Below are 15,323 nucleotides of genomic sequence, written 5' to 3'. Positions count from 1 at the left end.
ACAGATGATTAAGAAAAAGCGGAAAGTTATAGTAATAGTTTCGGTTGTTGTAGTTGCTGTAGTTGCATTGGGCGGTTTTTCGGCCTGGAGTCAGATGAGGAAACAGGCAATGGCTATGAGCCAGAACTTTATAAATACAGCTATCGTTACAAGAGGAAATATTACTTCTGAATTAAAAGCTTCTGGTACTTTGGCGGCCAAGAATACCTATAAGATTACATCTATGGTGGAAGGAGAGATTCTGTCCGCTGATTTTTCAGAAGGAGATCAGGTGAAGAAAGGGCAGATCCTCTATGAAATTGATAAGTCAGGCATGGATTCAGAACTGTCAGGAGCAGAAAATTCGTTAAACCGGAATACCAGCTCTCTTGAGCAGGCAAAAAAACTATTCGAGGATTCCAGCCAGAAGTACAGCGGCAATACTTATAAGGCACAAAGTACGGGCTATATTAAGGAGCTGTATATCAAAACAGGTTCTAAAGTGGATTCAGGTACAAAAATTGCGGACCTATATAGTGACCGGGTCATGAAACTGAAAGTTCCATTTTTGTCAGGAGATGCCGGTACTTTTGGAAAAGGAATGACAGCTGTGATCACTCTTGCAGATACGGGAGAACAGATACAGGGAACAGTGGATTTGGTCTCTAATCAGGAAGTGGCACTTACAGGAGGACGGCTGGTTCGCAATGTAACCATATCGGTACAGAATCCTGGAGGTTTAACTGCGGATACAAAGGCTTCTGCTGCAATTGGAAATGTACCGGGAGTTGAAGACGGAACTTTTCAGCCAGATGTCAATAATGCCATGGAAGCTGATCTGCCTGTTTCTGTTGAAGTAGAGACCGTGCTTGTAAATGAAGGGGATTATGTACAAAAAGGCACCCCCCTGTTTCGCATGACAGAAAAAAGTGCGGATGACTTGAAAAAGAATTATACAGATTCCATGAATCTGGCAGAAGAAAATGCAGAGTCAGCAAAAAATAAATTAGATACAACCAGAAAGAATTATGAGAACTATACCATAAAAGCTCCCATATCCGGAACTGTAGTTTCAAAAAAATATAAAGCAGGGGATACCATCAGTAAAAATACAAGCACAGATTCAGATCTGGCTGTCATCTATGACCTTTCAGAACTGACCTTTAAGCTGCCGGTGGATGAGCTTGATATCCATAAGGTTAAGACAGGACAGGAGGTGACCGTGTCTGCAGAAGCATTTCCAGGGAAGGCATATAAGGGAGCTGTTACCAATGTAAGTTTGGAAAGCACGGCCGCCAATGGAGTCAGTACATATCCCGTTATTATTACTCTGGATAATAAGGAAAATCTTATTCCCGGAATGAATGTCGAAGGAATCATAACCTTAGCAAAGTCAGAAAATGTGCTGGTAATTCCTGCGGGGGCACTGATCCGGGGCGATCAGGTTTATGTAAAAGATAATAAGGTGAAAGTGGGTCAGGGAGATGTGCCGGCTGGATTTCGTCCGGTAAAGGTGGAAACAGGTCTGATAAGTGCAAAAGATGTGGAAATTAAAAGCGGTTTATCAGAGGGGGATGAAGTTTATGTAGCGCAGCTAGATGCAGACTCTTCTATGGACAGTTCTATGGATGACATGGGAGGTGACCCGGATGCTGAAAATATGGAATAGGAACAAGGCTTGTCAGACCCAAAGCAGGGAATCTGCAAGCGAAAATTTAATCGAGCTGGAGCATATTTTTAAGATCTATAATCTGGGGGGAGAAGAGGTTTATGCCAGCAATGATGTGAGTCTTTGCATCAGAAAAGGTGAATTTGTTGCGATCGTAGGAAAATCAGGAAGCGGGAAGTCCACACTCATGAATATCATAGGAGCTTTGGATGTTCCCTCCAAAGGCGAATATTATCTAGGCGGAGAGTCTGTACGTGAAATGAATGACACACAGCTCGCGCGTATTCGGAATGAGATGATTGGATTTATTTTTCAGCAGTATAATTTACTCCCTAAACTGAATCTTGCTGAAAATGTAGAACTTCCGCTGCTTTATGCAGGAATGGAGGCGGGCGAAAGACGGGAGCGTACCTTTGATGCACTGAAAAAAGTAGGCTTGGCAGAGAAATGGAGAAATCTGCCGGGACAGCTTTCTGGCGGTCAGCAGCAACGGGTATCCATTGCCCGTGCTCTGTCAGGAGATCCGTCTTTGATATTGGCGGATGAACCTACCGGCGCTCTTGACTCGAAAACCAGCAGGGAAGTGCTGGATTTTCTAAAGCAGATCAACGAAGAAGGGAATACCATTGTTATGATTACTCATGATAATTCAATTGCCTTAGAAGCAAAACGTGTGGTCCGTGTTGCAGATGGAAAAATAAATTTTGACGGAGAGGCAAACGATTATGCTGCAATCCTTTAAACTTGCAATTAAAAGTATATGGGGTAACAAAATGCGTTCTTTTCTAACGATGCTTGGTATCATTATTGGGGTTGCAGCTGTTATAATACTGGTAAGTCTGGTAAATGGGTATATGGCAGGTGTAATGAAAAGTTACTCTGATATGGGAGCAAACCAGATCCAGGTAAACGTTACGAATTTAACGACTCGAGCGGTTAGCAGTGCAGATGTTTACCAATTTTACGAAGAAAATTCGGAACTATTTGAAAACGTAAGTCCTAGTGTGACAATATCCGGAAAAGTAAGAAACGGTACCACATCTCTAAAATATACTACGGTTCAGGGGTGCAGTGAACAGTATATGGCGATCAAAGGCTTTAAGCTGCAAAAGGGCCGCTCCATCATGTATTCTGACGTTATATCAAGGCAAAATATCTGTGTGATCGGGGCTTATGTTGCCAAGAAGCTATATGGAAGTGCGGAAAATGCGGTAGGCCAGAAGATAAAAATAGGAGAAAATACCTATGATATTGTGGGAGCATTTGAAGCCAGGAATAAAGATTATATGTATAGCGGTGGAGAAGATGATTTTGTATGGATGCCTTATACGGTTGCAGTAAAAGTTGCAAAAAATGCAAATATAGGAGATTATATCTTTACGGTAAAGGAAATTTCAAAAGCCGATGAAGGCGTTACAACCATCGGAAATTTTTTGCAGGAAGCTATTAAGGATAAAGAATTATACCGTGTAACGACGATGAGTGCAATGCTTGATTCCATGAAAAAGCAGATGGCTACAATAAGCAATATGCTGGGAGGAATCGCAGGAATATCCCTTTTGGTGGCTGGTGTGGGTGTCATGAATATTATGCTGGTTTCAGTAACGGAACGTACCAGAGAGATTGGAATCCGAAAATCTCTGGGAGCCAATAGGGGGGCAATCATGCAGCAGTTTATCATTGAGGCGGCTGTTACCAGTTCACTTGGCGGGATCATCGGGATATTATTAGGCTGCAGTGCTACAGCGTTTGTAGGAAAAGCGGTGGGCATAAGCGCGACCCCTGCATTAAGTGCTGTTTTGGTATCTTTTGGAGTATCCGTTGGAATTGGTTTGTTTTTTGGATTCATGCCTGCCAGCAGAGCGGCTGGTTTGAACCCGATTGATGCTTTAAGAAGTGATTAACGTGAATGGTTATAGTTTGCTATAGTATATATTTTTTGTACTGCAAAGAAAATTAATAAAATTTTAGAAATAAAGCAATGGTATTTTAATTTATATGATGTAAATTAAAGATCAATGCTTACAAATACGTTCAAAAATTCATAGCTGGCAACAATTATGTTGAAGATTTAGAGCAAGGAAGGAACAAAATGGAGCAATTAAAAATCTTAATTATTGAAGATGATGCAGATATTCGGGAAGGTGTCAGGATATTGCTGGAGAGCCAGAATTATCTGGTAGAAGAAGCGAAAGACGGAAAAGAAGGGCTGGAGCTTTTGACCGAGGATACGGACATGGTTATTTTAGATGTCATGATGCCCGGCATGAACGGATTAAAAACATGCAAGGAGATCCGTAAACGCTCCTTTGTTCCGGTTTTGTTCCTCACTGCCAAGACACAGGAGTCTGATAAACTGATCGGACTAATGGCAGGTGGTGATGACTACCTTTCAAAACCATTTTCCTATTCTGAACTGCTGGCAAGGGTGCAGGCACTTTTAAGAAGATATCGTATTTACAGGGGAAAAGAATTTATAGAAAATTCTCAAAGGGAAAAATGGCTGGAGCAGTATGACATTCGCATCAATGAAGAATTTAATGAAGTGTGGGTGAAAGATCAGGAAAAGGAATTATCCGATATAGAATATAAAATGCTGCTATTAATGATGAAGCATCCCAAACGTATTTTTTCAGCGCAAAATTTATACGAAAGCATATGGGAAGAGCCTTATTTTTATACTTCCAACAGTACGGTAATGGTTCATATTCGTAAGCTAAGAGTAAAAGTAGAAGAAAACCCGCAGGAACCGGTACATATAAAAACGGTCTGGGGCAAGGGGTACCGTTTTGAATAATCGACTGCGCAGCATGAAGCTGCAGTTCGCTATGATTGTTTTGATTGCAGGAATAATGGCATTTTTTGCATACCAAGGCGTGTGTACGGTATTACTTGATTCCCTGGATACTTATTTTATGGGAAAAGATTATGTCACAAAAGTGGCACGCAGCAATATAGGAAGCCTGCAGGAATTTGTCCGCAAAAACCATTTACAGTCATATGATAAAGCTTCACTGGATGAATGGTCAAAGAATCATAAAGATGTGTGCATTACCGTGTTCAAAGATAATACAATTCTTTATGATACAATCATGGTCTATGAAGGATTCTACGAGGATCAACCTTATTATAATGTTGAATTTCAAGATGGATCAGCTAAAGTATATTTATTTGGATACTACGGATACAAATACTATAATACGGCCATATTGGTGTCAATGATCCTTGCATCAGTATTATTTTTAGCCGTCTGCATTGGCTATATGGAACGAAAAATTTCATATATTATGCTGTTGGAGCGTGAAGTTAAGGTATTGAAACGAGGTTCTTTGGAAACGGTGATTTCCATTAAAGGATCTGATGAATTGGCGACCCTGGCAGAAGGCTTAAATGAGATGAGACTTTCCTTAAAAGAAAATATGGAAATGAAGGAGAAGCTCCGCTCTGCAAATAAAAGCCTGGTAACAAGTTTGTCTCACGATTTAAGAACCCCGCTTACCACCCTTATGATTTATCTTGAGCTATTGGAAAATGGTAAGGCCACTGATCCTGTTAAAGAAAAGCAGTATTTAAAAAAATGCTCGGAAAAAGCAGTACAGATTAAGACCTTATCAGATCAGCTTTTTGAAAGTGTATTAGTCAGTGAGAAAAAAGAGATAGATTTGGAAGAACCCCAGATGGTGCAGTATGTGTTAGAGGATGTCATATCTGATATGATTATGTTTCTTGAAAGCCAGGGGTTTCATACGCAGTCCCAAATTGAATGGAGACCTGTGAAAGTAGCAGTTTCCATAGATTATATGATACGGATTGTCAATAATGTAAGCTCTAACCTCCTGAAATATGCAGATTCCCAAATACCGGTTGAAATCGGAATTCAGTATTCAAAAAATTCCGTAGAAGTGTGGTTTATCAATGGCATTTCTCCATATAAAGATAAGGTTGAAAGTACCAAAATGGGAGTGAACAATATTCGGTCCATGATGGAGAAAATGAATGGAGTCTGTGAGGTAGAGGAATGTAATGGTTACTATAAGATAAAAATAATATTTCCGATATGCCCATAAGGGGGAGAAGCCGGTAAGATGAGAAATCCTGCCGGCTGAAGTATGATATACCTTTTAAAAGAATATACCTTTTTCCGGTTATTAGTATACGAAAGAAACCTGAAAAAAACCTGAAAAAGGTTTTATTTAAAAAATTTTACAGGTGCTGCTTCACCAAATCATTATATTCCGGGTGCTTTTCAAACCAATTTATGGCATAGGAGCATGTCAGGATGGCCTTTTTCCCTTGAGAACGCAGCTGCTCTGCAGCAGCCTCCATAAGCTGCCCCGCCACTCCCTGGCCTCTAAGAGAATCATCTACAAAGGTATGATTGATATTTACGGTATTTTGGTCAACGTCTGGAAAAGTGACCTCGGCGAGCAGGTTATTATCTGAATGAAAGAGCGCGATCTGGTTTGGATTGCAGGTGAATTTCATAAGTGTTACCTCCTGTTTTCATAATAAAGGAATTATATCACTTACTATATGTGGTATCAAGGGATATACTCTCCCTGTTTTTCAGGAATATTTTATATCAGTCATTTATTAAGAAGCGGAGAAATACATTCTTATCAATATAAAGGAGGAAGTAATGGCTAAATTATATTTTAAGTACGGCGCAATGGGAAGTTCTAAGACAGCCAATGCGCTCATGACCAGGTACAATTTCATGGAAAAAGAAAAAAGCGTCCTGCTTGTGAAACCTGATATTGAAACCCGGGATGAAAAAAAGAAGATCAGATCGAGAATCGGGTTAGAAGCGGAGTGTATTTTGTGGTCTGAATTCCAAGGTTATGATCATAAATCAATCCAAGAATTCGATGTGATAATCGTAGATGAAGTACAATTCCTTTCAGAAACAGATATTGACCGGCTTGCCGATATTGTTGATCAATACCGGATTCCGGTCCTCTGCTATGGTCTCAGGACGGATTTTACTTCTCATCTTTTTCCGGGATCAAAACGTCTGTTGGAACTGGCTGACGAGATCGAGGAGCTGAAGACGGTCTGTTGGTGCGGAAATAACGCGGGTATGAATGCAAGGATTGATAAAAACGGAAACGTGCTCAGGGACGGAGAACAGATATTAATGGGTGCAAATGATAAATATGTTTCATTGTGCCGTAAACATTATAAAGAAGGAAAGATCAAGCCAGATGCCTGATAAAAATCTTATTAAGATCAGTTTTGTTAAAAAAACACGCTTAAACCAGCCCGGTTGGTTTAAGCGTGTTTTAGTAAGAAATCATTTAATTCATTTGCTTCCAGTATTTTGAAAGAAGTGCGTAAGTAATTATAGGATTCAGCAAACCGGATAATGATGCGTAAAGACTTATTTTGTATTCTATAATATTTAATACCAAGATAAGTATGATTAAGGTTAAAATTAAATAATATTGTTTTTATCACAGTGCATTAGAATAACTGAAAAAGCGGAGCCTTGCGAACTGCAGATGGACCCTTGCTCCGGCAGGACAAGGCCCTTTTTTGCATAACGGGTTCATGCAGTTATGGGAGAATGGATTATAAAAGGACAAAAATAGAAAGTTCTGGCATATATATAGTATAAAGCAGATTGCTAGGAGGATAAATAAATGAACAAGGAGAAGTTTTTAAAATGGGCGAGAGCCGCAGGCGTAAGAGCCGTTAAAACAGTTGCGCAGACAGCGGTCGCAACCATAGGAACATCTGCGGCTGTGTCGGAGGTTAACTGGGTTATGGTAATCTCTACGTCAGTTCTGGCAGGAATTTTATCTCTGCTTACATCTGTTGCGGGGCTGCCAGAGTTAAACGAATAATGGATCGGCTGTCCGGGACAGGTATTGCATCAGCCACCCCAGGCGGCAGATATTAGCTGTTTGCCTGGGGCGTGTCCGGAATTAATTGCCAAATTTCAATTTTAACGGCTGATCGGGTTAGGTTTTTAGCATTCTTCACCAATTGGATCTTCAATCAAAGTGGCAACTCTAAATTTATGAAAGTGACCATCGTTCTCTGTTGTTACAGATTCCAGAAAATGAACGTGTCTGTCTCCAACAGGAATGGCCCCTGATGTTTTGCCGCAAAATCTATGAAAATGATCTTCATAAAAATCTGTTTTAAACTTTACTTCATGATAGTGGTCCGCACCGACCGGGATCGCTTCACCGGAAACAGTGGCAAAGCGATGGTTATGGGGTTCTTCTTCAGGTTCTGCTATTTGAACGCTGCCTTGTACTTCATGAACGTGTGACTGTTCTTTATAACCATGATTGCATTGCCTTCGATTATAATTGTTCATATATATCACTCCTATGTTGCAATATTAGGAAAATATTAATTTCCATGATCATTATATGAAAATAATTTAATAATGTGTTTTGTATTGGCTTACTGATCTCCGTTTTCTTTCACATAATTTGAATCCCGGCCGGTCATACTATCAAAGAGGTGACAAGCATGGAGAAAAAGCAAAAGGGAACCAGACATAAAGAGAATCAGTACAAAGGGCCGGAAACGTTTCACAACCATTGGGGAACCGGTAAATTCCTGGGTCCCAATACTCTGAGATATGAAAAAAACAAAAGGGTATATGAATAGGAGGAGTGAGAGACCGCTTCTCTTTTTAGCCGGTAAAATTATTAAATCAGGAATGGCGTTCAAAGGGAAGCTTAAGATGCTTCCTTTAATTTCCACTATGAATCGAACATACATTCGGTTATCATGGAGTCAGAGGTGAATGTATGAATCGAGTGGTATTTCATATTGACGTAAATTCTGCTTTTTTAAGCTGGGAAGCAGTCTACCGGTTAAAGCATCTTGGGGGAAGCTTAGACCTGCGTCTGGTTCCATCGGCAGTGGGAGGCGATGTTACCATGCGTCATGGCATTATTCTGGCAAAAAGCATTCCTGCAAAAAAATATGGGATCCATACAGGCCAGTCTGTTGTGGAAGCGCTGCAGAAGTGCCCGGACCTGCTTCTGGTTCCGCCGAACTACAATCTTTACCAGAAGTCATCAGCGGCATTTATCCATATTCTGAAGCAATATTCTCCTGTGGTAGAGCAGTATTCCATTGATGAGGCGTATATGGATATGACCGGTATGGAAGGGCTTTTCGGAAGGCCGGAGGATGCGGCCCGGGAAATCGGCGGGAGGATTAAGCGGGAATTGGGATTTACGGTCAATATCGGTGTGGCAGATAATAAGGTCCTGGCTAAGATGGCATCGGATTTCAAAAAACCGGACCGGGTCCATACGCTGTGGACCGGGGAGATCGAGCAGAAGCTGTGGCCTCTGCCTGTGAGCGAGCTGTTTTTTGTGGGGCGGGCCACTTTCCGGAAGCTGCGGAGCTTAGGGATCAAAACCATTGGGGAGCTGGCCGGGTCCGATCCCGGTATGATAAAAAGCCATCTGGGAAAAATGGGAGAGGTCATTTATGCCTTTTCCCGGGGGGTTGACTGCTCTGCGGTAGAGCCGGTCCCGCCGCCAAACAAAGGGTATGGCAACAGCACCACCATAGCCTTTGATGTCATAGACCGGGAGACGGTTCATCTGGTGCTGTTGTCCCTTGCGGAAACAGTGAGCGCCAGGCTGAGGGAGGACCAGGTCAGGGCAGGCGTTCTGGCGGTGGGAATCAAGGATTGTGATTTCCGGTATTACAGCCATCAGATACCGCTCAATTCTCCCACCAATATTACGTCGGAAATTTTTGAAACTGCCTGCCGGGCCTTTGACCAGGCATGGGATGGGATCCCTGTCCGTCACCTTGGCATCCACATGAGTCATGTGACGGGTGCAGGCTCCAGGCAGTTCAGCCTGTTTGACCGGAAGGATTACGAAAAGCTGGAACGGCTGGACAAAGCGGTGGATGAGATCCGGAGCCGTTTCGGCAATGATGCCATACGAAGGGCCTCTTTTCTGGAATCCCCGGGCAATTTGAAGGTCCGGTATCTGGATCATATGGGCGGCGGAATCAGCAGGGAAAAGAGAACCGTGGATTACAGGAACCAGAATATTCTATAAAAAACAGGAAGTGAAGTGTATGTCTTCGTTTGGAATCGGAGTCAACGTAAGGGAGATTGACAGCGGGGAATTAAAAGGTAAAATGTATCATATAGCCTGCAAGGTCTGGTTTACGGCCAGCTGCAGCCCTCAGCCTTTGAGCTTTAAGTTTGAAGGCGATGACGGGATCATTCAGACGGTGAAAAATATTACGGTAAGGTATGCCGAAGATAAAAATTATTCCGGCATCCCATCAAAGGAATATGACTGCGAGGCCGTGATCGGCGGCATACTCCATGAATTTAAGCTGGTTTTTTACATGGAAGCCTGCAAATGGGTTATGATACTACCAAAATAAGAAGAAATGGAAAGGCTGGCGGGGACACGATGTGCGGAAGATATTATGTTGATGATGAAACTGCAAGGGAAATTGAAAAGCTGGTAAAGGAAATCGATGACAGGGCCAGGTGGAGCCGGCTTGCCGGAGATGTTCATCCCACAGAAGAGGCTCCGGTGCTCATCGGGAAGAATGACCAGGTGAAGCTGGCCTGGCAGCGCTGGGGCTTTTCCGGCTTTCAGGGCAATGGCGTGATTTTTAACTCCAGGTCTGAGACAGCGCTTCACAAGAGCATGTTCCGGGAAAGCATTCTGCACCGGCGGGCAGTGATTCCCTGTACCTGGTTTTATGAATGGAGCAAGGCAAAAGAAAAGGCGGCTTTTTTCCGGGAGGACTCCCCGGTACTGTTTTTAGCAGGATTTTTTAATACCTTTGGTACAGAGGAGCGTTTTGTGATCCTCACTACAGAGGCCAATCGTTCCGTGGCGCCTGTCCATGACCGTATGCCCCTGGTTCTGGAACGGGATGAGATCAGGGACTGGATATTAAATGATGAAACATTCCGGTCAATGATCCGCCAAAGGCCGGTTGTCTTGAAAAAACGTCAGGAGTACGAACAGCAGGAATTAAAGCTTTTTTAAAAAATTCACAAAAATTTCTTCGATTATTTTGTCGATTTCCATAATTTGTCCGATTGCAAACAGGAACAGAAGATGGTATACTTTCATATAGTTAATTAGCTAATTATTAGCAGGCTAACAGAGGGGAGGATATTTATAAATGAAACCAATGTGCCGATGCCAGGATGAAAGATTGAAAAGGAATATTTCACCGATGCACAGTGTGATGGTACGGTATATGAGGATCATGAAGCTGTACCGCTATATTCTTGATGAGCGCTTAAAGCAGACGGGGGTATACCGCAGCCAGCATCAGATCCTCATGATGCTTTTCGATCACTCCAATGTATCCCAGAAGGAGATTGCACAACGCCTTTATGTCTCCACGGCTACCATAGCAGTATCGGTAAAGAAGCTGGAAAAAGGGGGTTACATCACCCGGATCGTCGATCAGGAGGACAATCGGATGAATAAGCTTTGCCTGACAGAAAAAGGAAAGTATATGGTAGGGCACAGCCGGGAATTTTTTCATAATGTGGAGACACAGATGTTTCATGATTTTTCAAAAGAAGAGCTGGCTGTCATGGAACAGTATTTGGACCGTATTTATGACAATTTATCTCAAATTCCTATGGAAAAGGACATGACAGAAAGAGAGGACTGATAACTTGAAACGATATTGGAAATATATAAGGCCGTATCTCGGGGCATTTATACTGGCGCCGCTCCTGATGCTGACAGAAGTGTTCGGCGAAATCATGCTGCCCAAGCTGACCTCCATGATCATCAATAACGGAGTGGCGGAAAGGGATGTGGGCTATATTTTTAGGATTGGCGGAGTCATGATCGTTATCGCTGTTATCATGGCAGTGGGAGGGATCGGAGGTTCTTATTTTTCTTCCAAGGCCTCCATCTGCTTTAGTACGGATTTAAGAAAGGATGTATTTCACAAAGTCCAGCAGTTTTCGTTTAGAAACATTGATGATTTCAGTACGGGATCACTGGTTACCAGGCTGACCAATGATATCCAGCAGATCCAGAACGTGGTCATGATGAGCCTGCGGATGATGTTCCGGGCCCCGGGCATGCTGATCGGAGGCCTGATCATGGCATATCTCATGAACCGGCAGCTGGTGATGATACTGCTGGTCGTGATTCCGCTGCTGATTTTGATCATTTTGATTATTTTGAAGGTAGCTTTTCCGCGTTTTGAAGCCATGCAGAAGAAAATCGACCGCTTGAATTCCGGCGTTCAGGAGGCTTTGACCAATGTACGCGTGATCAAGTCTTTTGTCAGAGAGGACTACGAGGAGGAAAAGTTTCAGGCCACAAACCGGGATTTGAAGGAAGGCAGCCTTGACGCCATGAAGATCGTGATTGCCAGCATGCCTGTGATGATGCTGATGATGAATATCACGACCCTGGCCGTGGTCTGGTATGGGGGAAATTTGATTATCGGCGGAAAGATGCCTGTCGGTGATCTGACTGCATTTACCACCTATATTGTCCAGATTCTCATGTCCTTAATGATGTTATCCATGGTATTTTTGCAGGCTTCCCGTGCATTAGCTTCTTTAAAGCGTGTAAAGGAAGTGCTGGATAGGCCCATCGACTTAACGGATGAGCATGCAGCGGAAAAGTCTGCACGGGTAACAAGGGGAAAAGTAGAATTTCGGGATGTCTGCTTCCAGTATGCGAAGGGCACGGATGAAATGGTTTTAAGCCATATAAATTTCACGGCAGAGCCTGGAGAGACCATTGGCATCATCGGTTCCACGGGAAGCGGAAAAACCTCACTTGTGCAGATGATACCCCGCCTTTACGATGCGGATGAGGGTCAGGTTCTGGTGGATGATATTGACGTAAGGGATTATTCCCTTAGGAACCTGCGGGAAGGCGTTGGAATGGTTCTCCAGAAAAACGTGCTTTTTTCCGGAACCATTGAAGAAAACCTCCGCTGGGGAGATGAGAATGCCGCCATGGAAGAGGTGGTCCTCATGGCAGAAAGCGCCCAGGCCGACGGGTTTGTTTCTAATTTTAAAGATGGATATGATACGGATTTAGGCCAGGGCGGTTCCAATGTATCCGGCGGCCAGAAGCAGAGGCTCTGTATCGCAAGAGCGCTTTTAAAAAAGCCGAAAATACTGATTCTGGATGACAGTACTTCTGCTGTGGATACGGCAACCGAAGCCCGGATCCGCCAGTGCTTCCAGACTACGTTAAAAGACACGACCAAGCTTATCATCGCCCAGAGAATCGGGTCTGTGGAAAATGCGGATAAGATCCTGGTGCTTGATGACGGGCGGATCGTAGGCATGGGAACCCATGAGGAACTGATGGAATCCTGTGAAGCTTACCAGGAAATTTATTACTCACAAAGAGAACGGGAAAAGGAGGCAGGTGCCTGATGGATAACCAGATGAAAATAGAAAGCTTGAAAAGGCGTTATGGCCGGTCAGCGGCACCTGCGAAGAATCGGGGCCCAATGGGCAGGCCGGGAGCCGGCAGACAGGCAAAGGGCGGCGTACCAAAGAACACTAAAGTGACGATCCTCCGCCTGATGTCCTATTTAAATGAATATAAGCTGTTTATGGGAACCGCTTTATTCTGCGTCATCGTCAGTACGCTGGCAACATTGGCCGGCTCCTATATGCTGCGGCCTATCATCAATCAATATATTGCACCTCTTGACGGAGGGCGCGGCAGTGTGTCCGGTCTTGCAAGAGGACTTCTGGTGATGGCAGCGGTGTATCTTGTAGGGGTAATAGCCAACTACGCTCAATCCAGGATCATGCTGACGGTTGCGCAGAATGCTCTGCAGAGGATACGTGATGACCTGTTTGGTAAAATGCAGAAGCTGCCGGTCCGGTTTTATGATACCAACAACAACGGTGATTTGATGAGCCGTTTCAGTAATGACGTGGATACCATCGGCCAGATGTTAAGCAGTACCCTGGTTCAGCTCTTTACCGGAGCTTTAAGCATCGTGGGGACTCTGGCGCTCATGATATATACGAATATCTGGCTGACCCTGGTGACCATAGTCATGATTCCGGTCATGATGAAGGCCGGCGGCTTTGTTGCATCAAGAAGCCAGAAGTTCTTCTCCGCCCAGCAGAGCTCTTTGGGCGCGGTCAATGGGTATATAGAAGAAATCATCAGCGGCCAGAAGGTTGTAAAGGTATTCTGTCATGAAGATGTGGCGGAAGAAGAGTTTGAGATACTCAATGAAGATTTGAGGAACAACATGATCCATGCCCAGTTTTTCGGAGGGGTCATGATGCCGGTTATGGGAAATTTAAGTCAGTTGAATTACACCCTGACCGCATGCATTGGAGGAATTCTTTGTGTCCTCAGAGGGTTTGACGTAGGCGGCTTAACTGTATTTTTAACTTTTTCCCGCCAGTTCAGCCGTCCGATCAATGAGATATCCATGCAGGTGAGCAATGTTTTCTCAGCTCTTGCGGGAGCAGAGCGGGTATTTGCCATCATGGATGAGGAGCCGGAGCCGGTGGATGAAAAGGATGCGGCGGAACTGGTTCCCATGAACGGGTTTGTAGAGCTCAGCCATGTGACCTTTGGATATGATCCCGATAAGGTGATTCTAAAGGACATCAGCCTTTATGCCAAGCCCGGGCAGAAAATTGCTTTTGTGGGTTCTACCGGAGCAGGAAAGACTACCATTACAAATCTTCTGAACCGTTTTTATGATATTCAGGGCGGTGAGATCACCATTGACGGTGAGAATATCCGCCATATCAAAAGGGAAAACCTCCGCAGTAACATTGCGATGGTCCTTCAGGATACTCATTTATTTACAGGAACTGTCATGGAGAATATCCGCTACGGAAGGCTTGATGCAACCGATGAAGAGGTGATTCAGGCTGCAAAGACAGCGTCAGCCTACTCCTTTATCATGAGGCTTCCCGAAGGATTTGATACTGTGCTGGAAGGTGACGGAGCCAACTTAAGCCAGGGGCAGAGACAGCTTTTAAACATTGCCAGGGCAGCTATTTCAAAAGCGCCTATCCTGATTCTGGACGAAGCCACCAGCTCCGTCGATACCAGAACAGAAAAGCATATCGAACGCGGCATGGACCGCCTGATGGCCAGCCGTACCACCTTTGTTATTGCACACAGGCTGTCCACGGTGCGCAATGCCAACGCCATTATGGTTTTAGAAAATGGGGAAATCATTGAACGAGGGGATCATGATGACCTGTTGAAACAAAAAGGAAGATATTATCAGCTTTATACCGGGGCAGCGGAGCTGGATTAAACCGGGCCTCATTCCTTTCCTCCATACAGGGAGCATGGATAAAAACGATCATCCTGCAGTTTTGAATGATTTTGTTTTTGAAATGCTCCCTTTTGTTTATTAAAAATTTTAATAAATAAAGGGCGTAAATGATAAAAAATATTGCGTAAATATAAAAAAAACTTTTATAAGTTGCATGAAATAAATAAAAATTTCACAAAGTGGTATGTACAAAATTAAAAACACTGTCAAAAAAGGGCAGCTTATAGGGAAAAAGGAAAAAGATGATTGAAGTAATTGTTTTTTTCTAAAAACATAGCATAACCTGTGTTAATAAGCATTGTTACGTATTTAACAGGAAAAAGGCCGGTATATCAGGACAATTCTTGTGATAAATGGATGTAATTACATTAAAAACACAGTATACAAT

The 15,323-nt window shown here is 43.4% G+C and carries 16 protein-coding genes; 14 read left to right on the top strand and 2 right to left on the bottom strand.

Features of this window, described 5'->3' with window-relative positions; all coding sequences use genetic code 11:
• Nucleotides 1-4 precede the first annotated feature (4 nt).
• From BQ9856_RS11570 to BQ9856_RS11550, 5 genes are all read left to right on the top strand, one after another.
• Entirely contained in the window at nucleotides 5-1,648 is a 1,644-nt protein-coding gene (locus BQ9856_RS11570; RefSeq protein ID WP_235839195.1) for an efflux RND transporter periplasmic adaptor subunit, read from the top strand.
• Nucleotides 1,629-2,390: an ABC transporter ATP-binding protein gene (locus BQ9856_RS11565; RefSeq protein WP_077611173.1), complete on the top strand. Its 762-nt coding sequence runs from the start codon at nucleotides 1,629-1,631 to the stop codon at nucleotides 2,388-2,390. The genes BQ9856_RS11570 and BQ9856_RS11565 overlap by 20 nt, the downstream gene beginning before the upstream one ends.
• Before the next feature lie 31 nt (nucleotides 2,391-2,421).
• Entirely contained in the window at nucleotides 2,422-3,552 is a 1,131-nt protein-coding gene (locus BQ9856_RS11560) for an ABC transporter permease (RefSeq protein WP_442855526.1), read from the top strand.
• A gap of 188 nt (nucleotides 3,553-3,740) precedes the next feature.
• Nucleotides 3,741-4,445 (top strand): response regulator transcription factor, encoded by a 705-nt coding sequence (locus BQ9856_RS11555; protein ID WP_077611171.1) that lies wholly within the window; start codon nucleotides 3,741-3,743, stop codon nucleotides 4,443-4,445.
• Nucleotides 4,438-5,715, top strand: coding sequence for a sensor histidine kinase (locus BQ9856_RS11550; protein WP_139348682.1), 1,278 nt, complete (start codon nucleotides 4,438-4,440; stop codon nucleotides 5,713-5,715). The genes BQ9856_RS11555 and BQ9856_RS11550 overlap by 8 nt, the downstream gene beginning before the upstream one ends.
• 136 nt (nucleotides 5,716-5,851) lie before the next feature.
• Here BQ9856_RS11550 and BQ9856_RS11545 read toward each other — a convergent pair whose 3' ends face one another.
• On the bottom strand, nucleotides 5,852-6,133 hold the full coding sequence (locus tag BQ9856_RS11545; protein WP_077611169.1) for a GNAT family N-acetyltransferase: 282 nt from the start codon (nucleotides 6,131-6,133) through the stop codon (nucleotides 5,852-5,854).
• Nucleotides 6,134-6,287: 154 nt separating this feature from the next.
• Between BQ9856_RS11545 and BQ9856_RS11540 the strand changes: the two genes are divergently transcribed.
• The gene (locus BQ9856_RS11540) at nucleotides 6,288-6,860 is read left to right on the top strand and encodes a thymidine kinase (protein WP_077611168.1); all 573 of its coding nucleotides are present in this window, start codon (nucleotides 6,288-6,290) and stop codon (nucleotides 6,858-6,860) included.
• Nucleotides 6,861-7,290: 430 nt separating this feature from the next.
• Complete coding sequence (locus tag BQ9856_RS11535) at nucleotides 7,291-7,494, top strand: holin (protein ID WP_077611167.1); 204 nt, start codon at nucleotides 7,291-7,293, stop codon at nucleotides 7,492-7,494.
• A gap of 125 nt (nucleotides 7,495-7,619) precedes the next feature.
• Here BQ9856_RS11535 and BQ9856_RS11530 read toward each other — a convergent pair whose 3' ends face one another.
• Nucleotides 7,620-7,976 (bottom strand): YmaF family protein, encoded by a 357-nt coding sequence (locus BQ9856_RS11530; protein ID WP_077611166.1) that lies wholly within the window; start codon nucleotides 7,974-7,976, stop codon nucleotides 7,620-7,622.
• Between the two features lie 158 nt (nucleotides 7,977-8,134).
• On the opposite strand from BQ9856_RS11530, the gene BQ9856_RS24845 reads away from it, so the two are divergent.
• The 7 genes from BQ9856_RS24845 (at nucleotide 8,135) to BQ9856_RS11500 (ending at nucleotide 14,914) form a co-directional block, all read left to right on the top strand.
• Nucleotides 8,135-8,275, top strand: a complete 141-nt coding sequence (locus BQ9856_RS24845; protein WP_200801292.1) for a hypothetical protein — start codon at nucleotides 8,135-8,137, stop codon at nucleotides 8,273-8,275.
• Between the two features lie 143 nt (nucleotides 8,276-8,418).
• The gene (locus BQ9856_RS11525) at nucleotides 8,419-9,699 is read left to right on the top strand and encodes a DNA polymerase Y family protein (protein WP_077611165.1); all 1,281 of its coding nucleotides are present in this window, start codon (nucleotides 8,419-8,421) and stop codon (nucleotides 9,697-9,699) included.
• Between the two features lie 19 nt (nucleotides 9,700-9,718).
• Nucleotides 9,719-10,036 carry a hypothetical protein gene (locus BQ9856_RS11520; RefSeq protein ID WP_077611164.1) on the top strand — a complete coding sequence of 106 codons (318 nt, stop codon included), beginning with the start codon at nucleotides 9,719-9,721 and terminating at the stop codon, nucleotides 10,034-10,036.
• Nucleotides 10,012-10,656: an SOS response-associated peptidase gene (locus BQ9856_RS11515; protein WP_328587248.1), complete on the top strand. Its 645-nt coding sequence runs from the start codon at nucleotides 10,012-10,014 to the stop codon at nucleotides 10,654-10,656. The genes BQ9856_RS11520 and BQ9856_RS11515 overlap by 25 nt, the downstream gene beginning before the upstream one ends.
• Nucleotides 10,657-10,795: 139 nt before the next feature.
• Entirely contained in the window at nucleotides 10,796-11,299 is a 504-nt protein-coding gene (locus tag BQ9856_RS11510; RefSeq protein WP_077611163.1) for a MarR family winged helix-turn-helix transcriptional regulator, read from the top strand.
• 4 nt (nucleotides 11,300-11,303) lie between these two features.
• Nucleotides 11,304-13,043 (top strand): ABC transporter ATP-binding protein, encoded by a 1,740-nt coding sequence (locus BQ9856_RS11505; protein ID WP_077611162.1) that lies wholly within the window; start codon nucleotides 11,304-11,306, stop codon nucleotides 13,041-13,043.
• Between the two features lie 77 nt (nucleotides 13,044-13,120).
• Nucleotides 13,121-14,914 carry an ABC transporter ATP-binding protein gene (locus BQ9856_RS11500; RefSeq protein WP_442855586.1) on the top strand — a complete coding sequence of 598 codons (1,794 nt, stop codon included), beginning with the start codon at nucleotides 13,121-13,123 and terminating at the stop codon, nucleotides 14,912-14,914.
• The last annotated feature ends 409 nt before the right edge of the window (nucleotides 14,915-15,323 follow it).

The organism is Clostridium sp. Marseille-P2415, assembly GCF_900155545.1.
Lineage (GTDB): Bacteria > Bacillota > Clostridia > Lachnospirales > Lachnospiraceae > Lacrimispora.
This window is presented reverse-complemented; position numbering and strand designations above follow the sequence as displayed.